19 protein-coding genes, 10 tRNA genes and 1 rRNA gene are annotated in these 14,560 nt (G+C 48.3%); 26 read left to right on the top strand and 4 right to left on the bottom strand.

Features of this window, described 5'->3' with window-relative positions; genetic code table 11:
* The first annotated feature begins 29 nt into the window (after positions 1 to 29).
* On the top strand, positions 30 to 1,019 hold the full coding sequence (locus tag ACZGCQ_RS13660) for an alpha/beta hydrolase (protein ID WP_481266595.1): 990 nt from the start codon (positions 30 to 32) through the stop codon (positions 1,017 to 1,019).
* Between the two features lie 17 nt (positions 1,020 to 1,036).
* Positions 1,037 to 1,627, top strand: coding sequence for a histidine phosphatase family protein (locus tag ACZGCQ_RS13655; RefSeq protein ID WP_481266594.1), 591 nt, complete (start codon positions 1,037 to 1,039; stop codon positions 1,625 to 1,627).
* Here ACZGCQ_RS13655 and ACZGCQ_RS13650 read toward each other — a convergent pair.
* Complete coding sequence (locus tag ACZGCQ_RS13650; RefSeq protein ID WP_029342849.1) at positions 1,624 to 2,115, bottom strand: YwpF family protein; 492 nt, start codon at positions 2,113 to 2,115, stop codon at positions 1,624 to 1,626. The two genes, ACZGCQ_RS13655 and ACZGCQ_RS13650, sit on opposite strands and share 4 nt — an antisense overlap.
* A 142-nt stretch (positions 2,116 to 2,257) precedes the next feature.
* On the opposite strand from ACZGCQ_RS13650, the gene ACZGCQ_RS13645 reads away from it, so the two are divergent.
* Positions 2,258 to 2,584, top strand: a complete 327-nt coding sequence (locus ACZGCQ_RS13645) for a hypothetical protein (protein WP_029342848.1) — start codon at positions 2,258 to 2,260, stop codon at positions 2,582 to 2,584.
* Positions 2,585 to 2,630: 46 nt separating this feature from the next.
* On the opposite strand, the gene ACZGCQ_RS13640 is transcribed toward ACZGCQ_RS13645, so the two are convergent.
* On the bottom strand, positions 2,631 to 4,082 hold the full coding sequence (locus ACZGCQ_RS13640) for a nicotinate phosphoribosyltransferase (RefSeq protein ID WP_029342847.1): 1,452 nt from the start codon (positions 4,080 to 4,082) through the stop codon (positions 2,631 to 2,633).
* 17 nt (positions 4,083 to 4,099) lie between these two features.
* A complete protein-coding gene (locus ACZGCQ_RS13635) occupies positions 4,100 to 4,633 on the bottom strand; it encodes a cysteine hydrolase family protein (protein ID WP_481266593.1) in 534 nt (177 codons plus the stop codon).
* A gap of 163 nt (positions 4,634 to 4,796) precedes the next feature.
* On the opposite strand from ACZGCQ_RS13635, the gene ACZGCQ_RS13630 reads away from it, so the two are divergent.
* The 3 genes from ACZGCQ_RS13630 to ACZGCQ_RS13620 are packed head-to-tail and all read left to right on the top strand — an operon-like array spanning position 4,797 to position 5,845.
* Entirely contained in the window at positions 4,797 to 5,072 is a 276-nt protein-coding gene (locus ACZGCQ_RS13630; protein ID WP_053452165.1) for a 4a-hydroxytetrahydrobiopterin dehydratase, read from the top strand.
* Positions 5,062 to 5,562 (top strand): hypothetical protein, encoded by a 501-nt coding sequence (locus ACZGCQ_RS13625; RefSeq protein ID WP_481266592.1) that lies wholly within the window; start codon positions 5,062 to 5,064, stop codon positions 5,560 to 5,562. Before ACZGCQ_RS13630 ends, ACZGCQ_RS13625 begins: the two co-directional genes overlap by 11 nt.
* Before the next feature lie 19 nt (positions 5,563 to 5,581).
* Positions 5,582 to 5,845 carry a hypothetical protein gene (locus ACZGCQ_RS13620; protein WP_023469628.1) on the top strand — a complete coding sequence of 88 codons (264 nt, stop codon included), beginning with the start codon at positions 5,582 to 5,584 and terminating at the stop codon, positions 5,843 to 5,845.
* 50 nt (positions 5,846 to 5,895) lie between these two features.
* Here ACZGCQ_RS13620 and ACZGCQ_RS13615 read toward each other — a convergent pair whose 3' ends face one another.
* Positions 5,896 to 6,636: a rhomboid family intramembrane serine protease gene (locus tag ACZGCQ_RS13615; RefSeq protein ID WP_029342844.1), complete on the bottom strand. Its 741-nt coding sequence runs from the start codon at positions 6,634 to 6,636 to the stop codon at positions 5,896 to 5,898.
* A gap of 68 nt (positions 6,637 to 6,704) precedes the next feature.
* Here ACZGCQ_RS13615 and acpS point away from each other — a divergent pair, with 68 nt between their 5' ends.
* The 20 genes from acpS to ACZGCQ_RS13515 form a co-directional block, all read left to right on the top strand.
* On the top strand, positions 6,705 to 7,085 hold the full coding sequence (gene acpS, locus ACZGCQ_RS13610; protein WP_029342843.1) for a holo-ACP synthase: 381 nt from the start codon (positions 6,705 to 6,707) through the stop codon (positions 7,083 to 7,085).
* The gene (gene alr / locus ACZGCQ_RS13605; protein WP_481266591.1) at positions 7,063 to 8,136 is read left to right on the top strand and encodes an alanine racemase; all 1,074 of its coding nucleotides are present in this window, start codon (positions 7,063 to 7,065) and stop codon (positions 8,134 to 8,136) included. The genes acpS and alr overlap by 23 nt, the downstream gene beginning before the upstream one ends.
* Positions 8,137 to 8,275: 139 nt before the next feature.
* Positions 8,276 to 8,500, top strand: coding sequence for a hypothetical protein (locus tag ACZGCQ_RS13600; RefSeq protein ID WP_023469624.1), 225 nt, complete (start codon positions 8,276 to 8,278; stop codon positions 8,498 to 8,500).
* A 3-nt stretch (positions 8,501 to 8,503) separates the two neighbouring features.
* Complete coding sequence (locus ACZGCQ_RS13595) at positions 8,504 to 8,854, top strand: type II toxin-antitoxin system PemK/MazF family toxin (RefSeq protein WP_023469623.1); 351 nt, start codon at positions 8,504 to 8,506, stop codon at positions 8,852 to 8,854.
* Between the two features lie 195 nt (positions 8,855 to 9,049).
* The gene (locus ACZGCQ_RS13590) at positions 9,050 to 9,376 is read left to right on the top strand and encodes an STAS domain-containing protein (protein WP_023469622.1); all 327 of its coding nucleotides are present in this window, start codon (positions 9,050 to 9,052) and stop codon (positions 9,374 to 9,376) included.
* The gene (gene rsbW, locus ACZGCQ_RS13585; protein WP_050679021.1) at positions 9,373 to 9,855 is read left to right on the top strand and encodes an anti-sigma B factor RsbW; all 483 of its coding nucleotides are present in this window, start codon (positions 9,373 to 9,375) and stop codon (positions 9,853 to 9,855) included. The genes ACZGCQ_RS13590 and rsbW overlap by 4 nt, the downstream gene beginning before the upstream one ends.
* Positions 9,821 to 10,618 carry an RNA polymerase sigma factor SigB gene (sigB, locus tag ACZGCQ_RS13580; RefSeq protein ID WP_023469620.1) on the top strand — a complete coding sequence of 266 codons (798 nt, stop codon included), beginning with the start codon at positions 9,821 to 9,823 and terminating at the stop codon, positions 10,616 to 10,618. Before rsbW ends, sigB begins: the two co-directional genes overlap by 35 nt.
* Positions 10,619 to 10,681: 63 nt before the next feature.
* Positions 10,682 to 12,802, top strand: coding sequence for a Tex family protein (locus ACZGCQ_RS13575; RefSeq protein WP_481266590.1), 2,121 nt, complete (start codon positions 10,682 to 10,684; stop codon positions 12,800 to 12,802).
* Positions 12,799 to 13,239, top strand: coding sequence for a SprT family protein (locus ACZGCQ_RS13570; protein ID WP_195865960.1), 441 nt, complete (start codon positions 12,799 to 12,801; stop codon positions 13,237 to 13,239). Before ACZGCQ_RS13575 ends, ACZGCQ_RS13570 begins: the two co-directional genes overlap by 4 nt.
* 149 nt (positions 13,240 to 13,388) lie before the next feature.
* Positions 13,389 to 13,463: transfer RNA gene (locus ACZGCQ_RS13565), tRNA-Asn, on the top strand.
* A 7-nt stretch (positions 13,464 to 13,470) separates the two neighbouring features.
* Positions 13,471 to 13,562, top strand: a tRNA-Ser gene (locus tag ACZGCQ_RS13560).
* A 49-nt stretch (positions 13,563 to 13,611) separates the two neighbouring features.
* Positions 13,612 to 13,686, top strand: a tRNA-Glu gene (locus tag ACZGCQ_RS13555).
* Positions 13,687 to 13,689: 3 nt separating this feature from the next.
* Positions 13,690 to 13,765, top strand: a tRNA-Val gene (locus ACZGCQ_RS13550).
* Between the two features lie 36 nt (positions 13,766 to 13,801).
* Positions 13,802 to 13,877 (top strand) — tRNA-Asp (locus tag ACZGCQ_RS13545).
* Between the two features lie 4 nt (positions 13,878 to 13,881).
* Positions 13,882 to 13,953, top strand: a tRNA-Gln gene (locus tag ACZGCQ_RS13540).
* Positions 13,954 to 13,960: 7 nt separating this feature from the next.
* Positions 13,961 to 14,036 (top strand) — tRNA-Lys (locus tag ACZGCQ_RS13535).
* A 17-nt stretch (positions 14,037 to 14,053) separates the two neighbouring features.
* Positions 14,054 to 14,140: transfer RNA gene (locus ACZGCQ_RS13530), tRNA-Leu, on the top strand.
* Positions 14,141 to 14,144: 4 nt separating this feature from the next.
* A tRNA-Arg gene (locus ACZGCQ_RS13525) sits at positions 14,145 to 14,221 on the top strand.
* An 18-nt stretch (positions 14,222 to 14,239) separates the two neighbouring features.
* Positions 14,240 to 14,316 (top strand) — tRNA-Ile (locus ACZGCQ_RS13520).
* A 135-nt stretch (positions 14,317 to 14,451) separates the two neighbouring features.
* Positions 14,452 to 14,560: ribosomal RNA gene (locus ACZGCQ_RS13515) — 16S ribosomal RNA — on the top strand; the annotation flags it as partial.

Raw genomic sequence — 14,560 nt, 5'->3', positions numbered from 1 at the left:
AAACTGGCACGTCTTTTGGAGGTGATCAAGTGAAACGTGAAACTGCATGGCTAATGGGGGGAGCTGCATTATTGACGACAGCAGCAGCGGGAGCGAGCATCTGGAACAATTACGGTGCATTACTTCGGTGGACCGAACCCGCCTTGCCACTCACAGAAAAACAACTTGCACCGCGGACACTCATCTATAAACAGGTGGGGGACCGCACCTTACAGCTCGATCTCTATTATCCGCTGGGGGAAGGACCATTTCCAATTGCCATCTACGCACACGGTGGTGCATTCGTTCGTGGAGAACGGGACGATATGTTCTGCTTTAGTCCAATCGTCGACCGCCTACTTGAACTCGGAGTTGCCGTCTGTAGCATCGATTATCGTTTGTTCGAAGAGGGCAGTTATTTTCCGGATAACCTCGAGGATGTACGGGATGCGTTATGTTTTTTGAACAAGGAAGCAGAGGACCTTCGTATCTTAAGAGGACGGATGATGGTATGGGGAGACTCTGCCGGAGCCGCACTCATGTTGACGACGGCACTTGCCCCAACTGCTTTTGTCGGAGAGCGTGATGAACGCCACATGCCATTGGTCAGTGGTGTCATCGCTTTATATCCGCCGACGAATTTTTTATTGTTTAATTTCATTCAGACTTGGATTGCCCACATTAAGTTCTATAAGGGTGGACGGGAAGAATGGCGCAAGCTGATGACACACGTCTCACCGGTCACACACCTATCTTCGGATGCCCCACCGATCATGCTCTTGCATGGCAAAAAAGATCCAATCGTTCCCTTTTCGCAAGCACTCCATTTCGTCGAAAAAGGAGCCGATGTCGGAGCTGATGTCCGTTTATTTTCTTTTCCGAACGGTACCCATTCGCTTGCCAGTTTTGCTCAGACGGAAAATCCATTGAAGATCGAGCGATTGCTCGAACGAATTGAGCGTTTCACCTGTCAGGTGCTACTGTTGCCACCGCGACAACTTCCGAATGGAAAACATGATACAATCAGTCATATTTCTTAAATGAGGGAGACAGAGACATGACTGAAATTTGTTTAGTGCGGCATGGTCAGACGGATTGGAACTTAAACGAACGGATTCAAGGAAGAGAAGATATACCGTTGAATGCAACAGGAAGAAGACAAGCGGAACTCAGCGCCGCTTATCTAGCGAATGAAAAATGGGATATCTTATTAGCAAGTCCGTTGTCCCGTGCTGTTGAGACAGCGGAAATCATCGGGCGTGCTGTCGGTTTGACGATTACGGCGACAGACGAGCGACTCGTCGAACGCGAATTCGGTGCCGCCTCTGGTGAACCGGTCGCAGCGATTTACGAGACCGTTCAAGCGAACGATACGACACTTGTGCCAGGTCTCGAAACGGAACAAGCCATCCAGGGTCGCGTGTTCGAGGCGCTACAGGAAGTGACACGCATGCATGCGGGCAAACGGATCTTGATCGTCTGTCACTCGCATACGATTAAGGCAGCTTTATCATCGATTGATGCGACGTTCAGTTACCGGACACCTTTGAAAAACGCGTGTGCGAATTATATCCAATATACGGATCACTATACGATTGATCGAATCAACGTAGCGGATCACATCACGGACGAGGTCGAAAAACCTTAAGAGACTGGCGCTTTCGGGTGTTCTGCTAGATATTGCTTGAACGTTTCCTTTGCAATGCTCGTAATATGCGCGCCGCGCTTCGAACGACGATCCTTATATTCTTGGACGAGTTCTTCGCCAGCGAATCCATCTTCGACGACTTCGCGTAGGATTGATTCAGATAAATCATTCTTCATCATGACCATCTTACCCGTGAAGACATACGAGACGTGTTCGCTTAAGGCAGTCCGTTCAAGGGGCGTGACGATCATCGCGGCAGGATCATTATCAGGTCGTGAGATCGTGATTTCAATCAAAGCACGTAAATGTTTTGTGAACAATTCATCGACGATCGGCTGATCCATCGGAGGAACGACGATTTCTGCAACCCACTGTGCCGTCTGTTCGGTACTAACCGTCAATCCGTCCTGAATGGCGACGGGAATCGTCGTATCACGTCCTGATTCGTCCATTAAAATGCGTAACGTGCATAACTTAAAGGTTTTCATGAAAAAATGCCCTCCTTTGTTCGCTTACGATTTTCCTACAGTATACCGTGAGGAATGGGGGACGGGAAACTTTTCCTGACGAAATTCGTATGAACTATGTTTAAATAAGACTAGATACTACTAAACAGGAGGATCGTTCATTATGCCGCAAGTACTCATTGGAATATTAGGAATCCTGGGTATCGTTCTACTTGCCCACCATATCATCATGTATTGGCATGCTGAACCGACAGACCGCCCGACGCTTGCATATCGCATTGCGCTCCTGATTGCCTGTTTGCTACTCATTAGTGGAAGTGATCATTTAATCAGTATTTTCTACGCTGATTCCTTAGCTGAATTCGGTCAACGCATCACGTATATCGTCTTCATCGGAGGTGCACTCGGCTTCGCGTGGTACTTTCGTAAGAAGATGGAACAAGCGCCAACAGAAATGACACCTGTCGGAAACGAAGCAGGATTAACATGAGAAAAAACGCCGTTCTTCCTGAGGAGGAACGGCGTTTTTTGGCGTCTTATTTTAAACCACTCGCCAGTCGGGTATCCCGAATCATGTCGAGTTTGAGCTTCCAGAGACGATCGCTGAATGTGACAGCATAAATCTCTGGCAAACGCAGCCGTTTGTACTCTTCCCAGAGACGACCGATCTGTGTTTCGTGGAAGTGGCGACTTTCTTCAATCGTTGGGACCGTATAGACCAGTTCTCCATCTTTGAAAATTGGTTCAAGTAACCGCTCGACCTTGAACTGTTCGATGCGATTTCGGAACGATGGGTCCCGGACGTCGATGAGATCGACAGCTTCAAGTGTCGACGGATCTTCGTCCATCAACGTCACGTAATCCCCTTTGAACTTATCCGTCACTGGATCGATGATGCGATAGACTTCCTTGATGTGAGGCGTCGTCGTCTTGGCTTTTGACGAGGATACTTTAATGACGGGTGCGAGCTCGCCATCTACTTCACGCGCGACTAGTTTATAGACCATCCCAAGAGCCGGTTGTTCGTAGGCCGTGATGCCACGTGTTCCGACGAGGAACGTATTGGCTTGGGCACCTTGGATGCGCAAGTCCTGGATGACGTATTCATCGAGGTCACCCGATAAAACGATATCGACTTCCGGGAAGCCAGCTTCGTCAAGCATGTTGCGGGCACGTTTTGACAAGTAGGATAAGTCACCGGAATCGATTCGGATGCCGCGTAGTTTATGTCCTTTGGCTTGGAGTTCTTTCGCAACCGTGATCGCATTCGGAAGACCACTCTTGAGCGTATCGTACGTATCGACGAGTAATGTCGCCTGATCCGGATAATGAGAAGCGAATGTCCGAAATGCCGTCAATTCGTCATCGTGGAATTGAATGTCGGCGTGCTCCATCGTTCCGCCACACGGGATGCCGAAGTCGCGTCCTGCTGAAGCAAGGCTTGTGACGTCAAAACCAGCCAGGTATGAAGCACGCGTTCCGAAGTAAGCGGCATCGATTCCTTGCGCGCGACGAGCACCAGCTTCGAGGAACTTCGCACGGGGAGCCGATTGACGAATACGTGCGTATTTCGTCGCGATGAGCGATTCGTGGTTCGCGATGTTCAGAATCGCAGTCTGTAAGAGTTTCGCTTCAAAGATGCGTGCTTCGATCCGAATCAGTGGTTCGTTCGGGAAGACGATTTCGCCTTCTTTGACACTTGAGATCGAGCCATTGAACTTGAACTGACGCAGTTCATCCTTGAACTCATCCGGGAAGCCGATCATCTCTTGCAAGTACGTGATATCTTCTTCCGTGAAACGGAGTGTTTGAATATACTCGATGATATTTTCGAGACCCGCAAAGACGACATAGCCTCCTGCGAACGGATTCGAACGGTAGTAAACATCAAAGACGGCGCGTTCATTATGACGTCCTTCTTTCCAATAGATATACATCCACCGTGGTAAGTACAGATCGGTATGGAGTGCAAGATTACGTTGTAACATGACGGACAGATCCCTTCTTATTCGCCGACGACTTCTGCGCCGATCGATTGTTTAAAGTGTGTAAGCGCCCAGTCGTGACCCGTCGCGTTAAAGCTTGCGACTGCATCGGCATGGACGACGATACGATACCCGAGATTGTAGGCATCGACAGCTGTATGAAGGACACAAATGTCCGTACAGACACCGACGAGGTGGACTTCGCGGATACCGCGTTCACGCAAGCGTAAATCGAGGTCCGTCCCGGCGAACGCACTATAACGCGTCTTGTCGATGACGTGATCGGCGACCCGTGCCATGGCTGCGACTTTCCCGAACAGATCACGTCCATGTGTTCCGCGGATATTATGAGGTGGGAAGAGGACAGTTTCCGGGTGGAACGTATCGCCTTCCTCGTGAATATCGTTGGCGATGACGACGTAATCTTCCGTTGAAAACTCCTCCATCAACGTAGCGATCCGTTCTTCAATCGCTTGTCCTGGTTTTCCGCAAGTCAGCTTTCCTTCGTCAGCAACGAAATCGATCGTGTAATCAATGACAATCAGAGCGCGCATATGCGTAAGCCCCTTTCCGATTTTGAATTAGTGTTCTCTTTCACATTGTACTCTATCTCACACAGAAGGCAAAAGGAAGAAATCGGATACAAACAGGTATAGAGAAGTAAGAGAATGGGGTATAAGGTATAGGACGAAAATGATAGTAGAGGAGGAGAAAGGGATGGCTAGGTTGAATGAGTATGAAGTGGAAGAGCGTCTTGAGCGGTTGCAGGATTGGAGTGTCGTCGATGATGAAATCGTCCGGACCTATACACTTGCATCGTTTCCTGCGGCACTGGATTTCGTACAGGAAGTCGGGAGTGTTGCGGAAAACTTGAATCATCATCCACGGATCGTGATCGACTATAAAAACGTCACACTTGCTGCGACGACTCATGATGAAAACGGATTGACGGAAAAAGACTTTCAACTTGCGGAGGCCTGTGATGCCATCTAAACTTTCGATCACATTCGGTAGCGGTTCGTTCGTTGAACAAATTCGTTCCCGTGATGCTCATATTCGTGTCGCTAGCGGAAGCGGCGATGCCATCCTCTGGATGGAGACGGACTCGAAATCACCTTTTCAAAGCGGCAATACCTACACGTTGCTCGAATCACGTGGCAACTTTTCGGATGAAGGCAGTCTCTTCTACTGGTCGATTCCGGCAGATCAAAATAGCGGGGATCTATTCGTACATCAAGTGATGTCGAATCCGAAAGTCATTGGAGCAGAATATGGTGGTTTCCAGGCATTTCGGATTGGACGTGTCGAGAAGGGAACGGATCTTGTCTTATTGATCCAGTTCCATGAGACAGGGGACGGGGCTCGTTATGCAAAATCAGTTGAACGTCTCACGGTAGACCAGTATGCTGAAGAGGCAGGGAAGTCGTTCGCGCCTTCTCCCGTCATGAAACGGTATCAAATCGTACCACCAACAAATGAGTGAGATGCAGGGGGACTAACAGATGAAGAAGAACTATTTTGTCGTAGCAACACTTGGTGGCGCACTTGTCGGCGCTACTTTATCACTACTGCATAAAGATACGCGTCAAGCGCAGTTCGCAGCAGTGAAACGGACATTCAGCGGCGCAGGAACACAATTGTCTGCTGTCAAACAAGATCCAAAAGGACGTTTTGAAGAATTAAAAGCACTCTATACGGACAATCAGGAAACGATCCATAACCTGATTGATGATGTGAAGGACTTGGCAGAAGTTCTTCGCAAATAAGCTAAAAAAGGGACTCGCGCTAAAAGCGTGAGTCCCTTTTTTATGCCGGTTTACAAGTAGCGGAAGAATAATCCGAGTACAGCAAATGCGATGATGATGTAGAAGAATACACGGCCAAGTTGACCAGAACCGCTGACGAAGACAGGACCACCGCTCGTACGACGACCGGTTTGGAACGGACGTGTGAATGGAACGGCACGATTACCGAAGACGAATCCGAAGAGGAATCCGAGGACGAAACCGTACAAGTGACCGAAGACAGCAACGTTCGATCCAAGCAACGTAAAGACTGCCGTGACCGCGGTAAAGATGTACACAAGACGTGTATCATCTGCCATGATGACCGTCCGTTTGAACCGACTTAAGTAGACGTAAAAGCCAAGCAGACCAAGAATGGCACCAGATGCTCCAGCTTGTCCATAGAACGGTTCATTGATTTTCGTAAAGTACGTCAAGATGTTCGCAAGCGTACCAACGAGCAAATAAAAGGCAGCAAATCGACCATGACCGATCATCCGCTCAAGCGGTGGAGCGAAGATGACGAGAGCAAACGTATTGAACGCAATGTGCCAAAAATCGTAATGCAAGAACGTTGCTGTGACGACACGCCACCATTCACCTTGTTCGATTAAGAGATTGATGGATGCCCCTGCATTTAGAGGAGAGAATGTCAGATTAAGGAGTGGGCCCAACTGTTCGATGACAAACAGGGCGACTTGGATTAAAATGAACAACGAAACGACCGGATAAGAACGTGTGAACGTTTGTAGGTTTTCCGTTCGACTAAACATGACAACACCTCGCTTCATCTTCATTCTATATGAAGATGGCGAAGAATAGTACTGTGGAGGCGCCTTGGATGATTTATGGAATTGGAATCGATTTAGTGGAACTGGATCGAATCGAGCAAACGCTTGAGCGCCAGCCACGTTTTGTAGGAAGAATCTTGACGCAGGCAGAGCAGGAACGATTTCAATCGCTCTCGGGACACCGTCGCATCGAGTATCTCGCTGGACGTTTCGCCGCAAAGGAAGCGTTCGTCAAAGCATTCGGAACCGGCGTCGGAAAAGAAGTCTCTTGGCAAGACGTTGAAATCTTAAACGATGAGACGGGGCGACCGATCATGAGTGGACCATTCGATGGCGTCATCCACGTCTCGATCACACATTCAGAACATTATGCATCTGCGCAAGTCTTATTAGAGAAGAGGGAATGGGATGTACCGACCAACTTGGATTGAAATCGATCGGGAAGCGATCGCACATAATATACGCGAAATCAAAACACGGATGGGCGAACAACAGGTGATGGCGGTCGTCAAGGCGGACGGCTATGGTCACGGGGCAGTGACAGTTGCTGAGATCGCTCTTGAGAACGGAGCCGACTTACTCGCTGTCGCACTCCTTGAAGAAGCGATCGAGTTACGCGAAGCGGGGATCCAAGCACCGATCCTGATGCTTGAAGCCTTATTGCCAGAACATGCACCAGTCGCATCGAATTATGATGTCGCCGTTCCTGTCTTTTCAGCCGATTGGCTTCAGGAAGCGAAACGTCATTTGACGGAAATCGATCATCTCCGTTTGCATATCAAGATCGATACGGGAATGGGACGACTCGGACTGCAACATGTCGATGAGTTGAAGCGAATTCTTGCTGAGTGTGATGATGATCTCGTCGAGCTCGAAGGCATCTATACGCATTTCGCGACTGCTGACGAGCTGAACAGTCAGTTATTCGAGCGCCAGCTCAAGACGTTTTTATCGTATGTCGCACTAGTACCGGACATCCGTTATGTCCACTGTGCCAATTCGGCGGCAGCGATTCGCTTAGCAGGTCAAGCGCCGTTTAACGTCGTTCGAGTTGGTATCGCATTGTATGGAGCGATGCCGTCGGATGAGATGGCAGGACATTACGAGTTCTTAAAACCAGCGTTTTCACTGAAAAGTCGTCTGATGCAGGTCAAACAAGTCGAACCGGGACAAACGATCAGTTACGGAGCGACCTATACAGCGCCGACGGATGAATGGATCGGTACCGTTCCGATCGGTTACGCGGATGGCTGGTCACGTAAGTTCCAAGGTTATTCGTTGATCGTAAACGGTCTGCCGTGCGAAATCGTCGGACGGGTCTGCATGGATCGGCTCATGATTCGTTTACCACGGGAATATCCGATCGGAACGGAAGTCATCTTGATTGGAGAAGGGGCACCAATCGAGGAAGCGGCGCATTGGCTCGGAACGATCAACTATGAAGTTCTCTGTCAATTCTCGAAGCGTGTTCCGCGTCAATGATTCGTACAAGACATCAATAAGATGGCAAAAATATGTTATTTGTTTGAATTTTGATTGTATTTTCTGAATTCGACTGATATATTGAAGTAGAAAGTGAGTCGTTCGTTAAGGTTTCAGTGAATCTGGAGGTGCCATTATCTTGGTCCAACAACGGGAAATGCAGTTTGTTGAGCGAAATGTAGCGAAGGAGACGATTGGGATGAAGTCGAACCATACGACCGAAGAACGCAAGCGTCAGCTACGTGAGGAATTGAAGCGTGGTTACGAAGAAATGGCAGCAATCAATTTATCGATCGTTGGCGAAATGTTCCAGATTGAAACGGAGGCGGAGTTCTCACTCCTACGTCAAGTAAGCGGGGTGTAAGCTTTGATAGTCAAACGTGGCGACGTGTTTTATGCAAATTTGTCACCTGTGGTCGGATCGGAACAAGGGGGAGTTCGTCCCGTGCTTGTTCTACAAAATGATATTGGTAACCGATTCAGCCCGACAGTCATCGTGGCTGCGATCACGGCACAGATCGACAAAGCCAAACTACCGACCCATGTGGAAGTATATCGAGAGCGACACGGATTAGAACGTGATTCGGTCATCTTACTTGAGCAAATCCGGACAATTGATAAACGCCGTCTAACGGATAAAGTCACACATCTAGATCCAGACACGATGATGAAGGTAAATAGTGCCGTCGCAATCAGCTTAGGCTTGGTTGATTTTTAGGCACTTACATAGAAGCGCAACACAAGAAGAGTCGATACTAGCGTATGCGACTTTTTTTGACCTCTTTTTTTTATAAAATGGGTTTCAAAGTTTTCACTTCGGGGAAACATACCCAAGTGACCTTTTTATAAAAGGATGAGGTAGGATAAATAGTAAGACCACATAGACAGATTTTCCTTGAGGAGGAACTTGAAGATGGATTTAACAATTAAAACAGAGCAGCTTGACGGTCAGACGCATCTTTATATCGCAGGTGAGATTGATACGTATACAGCACCAAAACTTCGCCAAGAACTAGTCCCGGCAGTTGAAACAAACGATGTCGTCGTCCATTTGGATGAAGTCCACTACATGGATTCGACAGGTCTCGGCGTGTTCGTCGGAGCACTCAAAGCAGCGAAAAAGAACGGTACATCGTTCACGCTCGTCGGCGTTTCTGAACGCATCCGTCGTCTATTCGAAATCACAGGTCTTTCAAGCATCATTACAATCGATAGTGGTGTAAGAGGTGGAACGCAATGAAGAACGAACAACTAAACATGACATTACCGGCAAAACCGGAATATGTAGCCATTGCCCGTTTGACGGTTTCAGGCGTCGCGAACCGGATGGGATACACGTATGATGACATCGAAGATATCAAGATCGCTGTCTCAGAAGCATGTGCGAACGCTGTTCAACATGCGTACGAAGGAAAAGAAGATGGTAGCATCGCCTTGACATGCAACGTCTATCCGGATGATCGTCTTGAGATTGTCGTCAAAGATAACGGCATTACGTTCGATAAAGATGAGGTCAAACGCCAGAGTGAACCGATTACAGATTCACACGATCTCGACTCCTTGCATGAAGGAGGACTCGGTATCTTGATGATCGAAGCATTGATGGATCAAGTAACGATCGAGAAAGCGAACGGCGTCACTGTCCATATGACAAAATATATGAATAGAGATGAGGTGGGTCAAAGTGCCAGCAAAGTCTCAACAACGCCATCACAGTGATGATGAAGTACTTCGACTGATTGATTTGTATCAGCAGGACGACCAAGATGAGGAAGTGCATGCGGCATTACTCGAGCGTTATTCAGACTTGGTAGAAGCTTTGGCCCGGAAGTTCTCGCGTGGTCGACCAATTCATGACGATCTTGTTCAGGTCGGTATGATTGGGTTGCTCGCAGCGCTTCGCCGCTTCGATAAAGAATTCGGTCGCAGTTTTGAGTCATTTGCTGTTCCGACGATCATCGGTGAAATCAAACGTTTCATCCGCGATAAGACATGGAGCGTCCATGTTCCACGTCGCATCAAGGAACTCGGACCGAAAATCAAGAAAGCAGTGGAAGAATTGACGACGGAGTTGCAACGCTCTCCGCGTATCGATGAGATTGCTGCGCGTCTTGAAGTATCGGAAGAGGAAGTCCTCGAAACACTTGAAATGGGTAAAAGCTATCAAGCGTTATCCGTCGATAGTTCGATTGAGGCAGATCAGGAAGGTAGTACCGTTACGTTACTCGACCTCGTCGGGAATCAAGAAAACGGCTACGACTCCGTCGATCAACGTCTGATTCTTGAGAAGGCATTTGCTGTCTTAACGGACCGCGAGCGTTCGATTCTCGAATGTGCCTACTACCGCAATATGAGTCAAAAAGAAACGGGCGAACTACTCGGCATTTCACAAATGCACGTATCCCGTCTCCAACGACGCGCTTTGCAGAAGTTGCGTGAAGCGATCAAAGTTGAACCAAATGAAGTATTCTCAAAAGACTGACCTCGTGTCAGTCTTTTTTCTTTTCCATGCGTTCTTCGGTATAATGAATGAGAGGTGAAGCAGATGGAAAAGAGAATCGCAAGTGAATTGAATGTACGTCCTGCGCAAGTGAAGGCAGTCCTACAATTGACGGAAGAAGGCGGTACAATTCCGTTCATCGCCCGCTACCGAAAAGAACAGACAGGAGAACTCGATGAGGTCGCGATCAAAGCGATTCTCGATCGACATAAACAATTAACGCAACTTGAAAGCAGACGGAGCGACGTCCTTGAAAAGATCGAGGAACAAGGTGCACTGACTCCGGAACTTCGTCGAACACTTGAAGAAGCGACGACGTTACAGCAAGTCGAAGATATCTACTTACCATTTCGACCAAAACGTCGGACGAAGGCAGAAATCGCACGGGAATCAGGACTTGCACCGCTTGCTGACTGGTTCCGCGACAAGTCCGCCTATGATGAAGCGACATTCCACCGCTTAAGCAATGGGCTGGATCCGGAAGAAGCACTTGCTGGAGCACAATCGATCATTGCCGAGGAATGGGGCGAACAAGCGACGGTGCGTGAGTTCATTCGTAAGCAAATGCGCCGTTCAGCAGAAATCGTCACGAAACAGAAAAAGGATGCAGTTGATGAAAAAGGTGTCTTTGCACAGTATTATGCCTACAGTGAGCGGATTCAACAGATCGTTCCGCACCGGATTCTGGCGATCAACCGTGCGGAAGCATTGAAAATCGTCTCTGTGAAAGTGGTGTTAGAGGAACAACAGGTTTTACCCACATTGCTTCGTTCATACGCACAACTGGCGCCAAAGAAACGTGATATCATCGAAGCGGCGATCACGACGGGCTATAAAAAATCCGTCTTTCCTGCCATCGAACGCGAAATTCGAAATGAACTGACGGAAAAGGCAGAACTCCAAGCGATTGACGTCTTTGGTAAGAATCTCCGCCAACTCTACATGCAGCCACCGATGAAAGGGAAAGTCATGTTAGGTCTTGATCCGGCTTACCGGACAGGGTGTAAGTGGGCGGTCATCGATCCGACAGGTGAGATGAAGGAAGTCGGCGTCATCTACGTGACGATGTCAGAGCAAAAAGCGAAAGAAGCACGTCAAACCCTTTCACAGCTCGTCGATACATACGGGATCGAATTGATTGCGATCGGGAACGGAACAGCTTCACGGGAAACAGAAGCATTCGTTGCGGACTGGATGAAGGGACAAAAAGATATCGCCTTTACGATCGTCGACGAGGCAGGAGCAAGTATTTATTCCGCTTCAGAGATTGCCCGGACCGAGTTCCCAGAGCTTCAGGTCGAACAACGATCCGCGATTTCGATTGCGCGTCGCCTGCAAGATCCGCTGGCTGAACTCGTTAAAGTCGATCCACAGTCTGTCGGAGTCGGTCAGTATCAACATGATGTCTCGCAAATGAAACTGAAGGAGACACTTGATTTTGTCGTTGAAACGGTCGTCAACCAAGTCGGAGTTGATGTTAATACAGCGTCAGAACCGCTTTTGAGTTACGTCGCAGGAATCACGAAGGCGACAGCGAAAAAAATCGTTGAACGCCGCTCGGAACTTGGAACGTTCAAGACGCGTCAGGAATTATTGAAAGTCCCTCGTCTTGGTGCAAAGGCCTATGAACAGGCAGCAGGATTCTTGCGAATTCTAGAAGGTACGCATCCGCTCGATCGGACGCCGATTCATCCAGAGCAGTACAAAACAGTCGAGAAGTTGTTCAAGACATTAGGCTTAACGCTGGAGCAAGTTGGAACGGATTCGGTGCGGGAACAGTTGTCTACATTGTCATTACCGGAGATGGCACAGACGCTCGAGATCGGAGAACCGACACTACGTGACATCATCGAAGCGTTACAACGTCCAGGGCGTGACCCACGGGAAGCGCTCGATAAACCGTTACTTCGTCAAGATGTTCTATCGATGGATATGATCCAAGTCGGAATGGAGTTCCAAGGAACGGTCCGCAATGTTCTTGATTTTGGTGCGTTCGTTGATATCGGAGTGAAAGAGAATGGCTTGATTCATATCTCGAAGCTCAGTCGTAAACGTGTCAAACATCCACTTGATGTCGTCGCTGTCGGGGATATTGTGACGGTCTGGGTGACGAATGTTGAACCAGAGCGGGGACGGATTGGTTTGACACTGGTTCCGCCGAAATGACGAATGAACAATTACAACGATACGTCGAGCAACTTTCGCTCGACGTATTTTCCTTACCGTTTCGACATGAAGCTTATTTTAATCCACGGCTGAAGACGACAGGTGGTCGTTACTTCTTAGGCGATCATCATTTAGACTTCAATAAACGATATATCGATGACATGAAAGTCTTCCGCGGAATCGTGATTCATGAACTGTGTCACTACCATTTACATCTAGCAGGAATGGGGCACCGTCATCAAGATCAAGACTTTAAAGAATGGTTAGAGCGCTACGGTGGGCTTCGATACAGTCCGAGGAGACAAGAAGATGAAAAAAAATCCTATCTTTACGAATGTGAGAAATGCAGCACATTATATAGAAGGAAAAGACGCATGAATACGGAAAGATATCGATGTGGTCGATGTCGCGGAAAGATTTTTTACAAAAGTAGTTGACGTTCATTTCGGAGCATGATAAATTATAGAAGTCGTCAAAACGACAGCAACTAAACAACTTATCGTCGCTAAAAACTTTTTTAAAAAAGCATTGACGGAAAGAAAAAAAGTTGCTACTATATAAAAGTGTTCCGAACAGAACGTAACGTTCCGCAATAGCTCAGTGGTAGAGCAACCGGCTGTTAACCGGTAGGTCGTAGGTTCAAATCCTACTTGCGGAGCCATTCTTTTGGAGATGTACCCAAGTGGCTATAAGGGGCGCCCCTGCTAAGGGTGTAGGCCGGGAAACTGGTGCGAGGGTTCGAATCCCTCCATCTCCGCCAGACCTCTTATGTGAAAATGTTTCTTGAGAATAATTATTAATTACGATATGGCCCGTTGGTCAAGCGGTTAAGACACCGCCCTTTCACGGCGGTAACACGGGTTCGAATCCCGTACGGGTCACCATATGGAGGATTAGCTCAGCTGGGAGAGCACCTGCCTTACAAGCAGGGGGTCGGCGGTTCGATCCCGTCATCCTCCACCATTTCTTTTTAAAGAGTTGTTTACAACTTCAAATTGCGGTCCTGTGGTGTAGCGGTTAACATGCCTGCCTGTCACGCAGGAGATCGCGGGTTCGAATCCCGTCAGGACCGCCATTTTTGGGCTGTAGCCAAGTGGTAAGGCACTGGATTTTGATTCCAGCACGCGAAGGTTCGATCCCTTCCAGCCCAGTTTTTATGTGTCATTAGCTCAGTTGGTAGAGCATCTGACTTTTAATCAGAGGGTCGCAGGTTCGAATCCTGCATGACACACCATTTTTAATTTCATATTTGCGGTCGTGGCGGAATCGGTAGACGCGCTAGGTTGAGGGCCTAGTGGTGGCAACATCGTGGAGGTTCAAGTCCTCTCGACCGCACCATATCGCACCCTTAGCTCAGCTGGATAGAGTACTTGACTACGAATCAAGGGGTCGGGAGTTCGAATCTCTCAGGGTGCACCATATTTTGTTTGCTTTGACGGGCCTATAGCTCAGCTGGTTAGAGCGCACGCCTGATAAGCGTGAGGTCGGTGGTTCGAGTCCACTTAGGCCCACCATTTTCAAAACAAACAATGACGAACTTTGAAAACTGAACGATGAGGCAAAAATCGTATTCTACGGAATACAAACATGAATGAAGCGCAAGCTTCGTCAATCGTGACTTCGGTCACAACAACGAGCAAGTCAAACACTTTATGGAGAGTTTGATCCTGGCTCAGGACGAACGCTGGCGGCGTGCCTAATACATGCAAGTCGAGCGCAGGAAACTGACGGAACTCTTCGGAGGGAAGGCAGCGGAAT

The organism is Exiguobacterium sp. HSB13, from assembly GCF_056764755.1.
The sequence above is the reverse complement of the archived record's forward strand: the minus strand, read 5'-3'. Positions and strand labels throughout refer to the sequence as shown.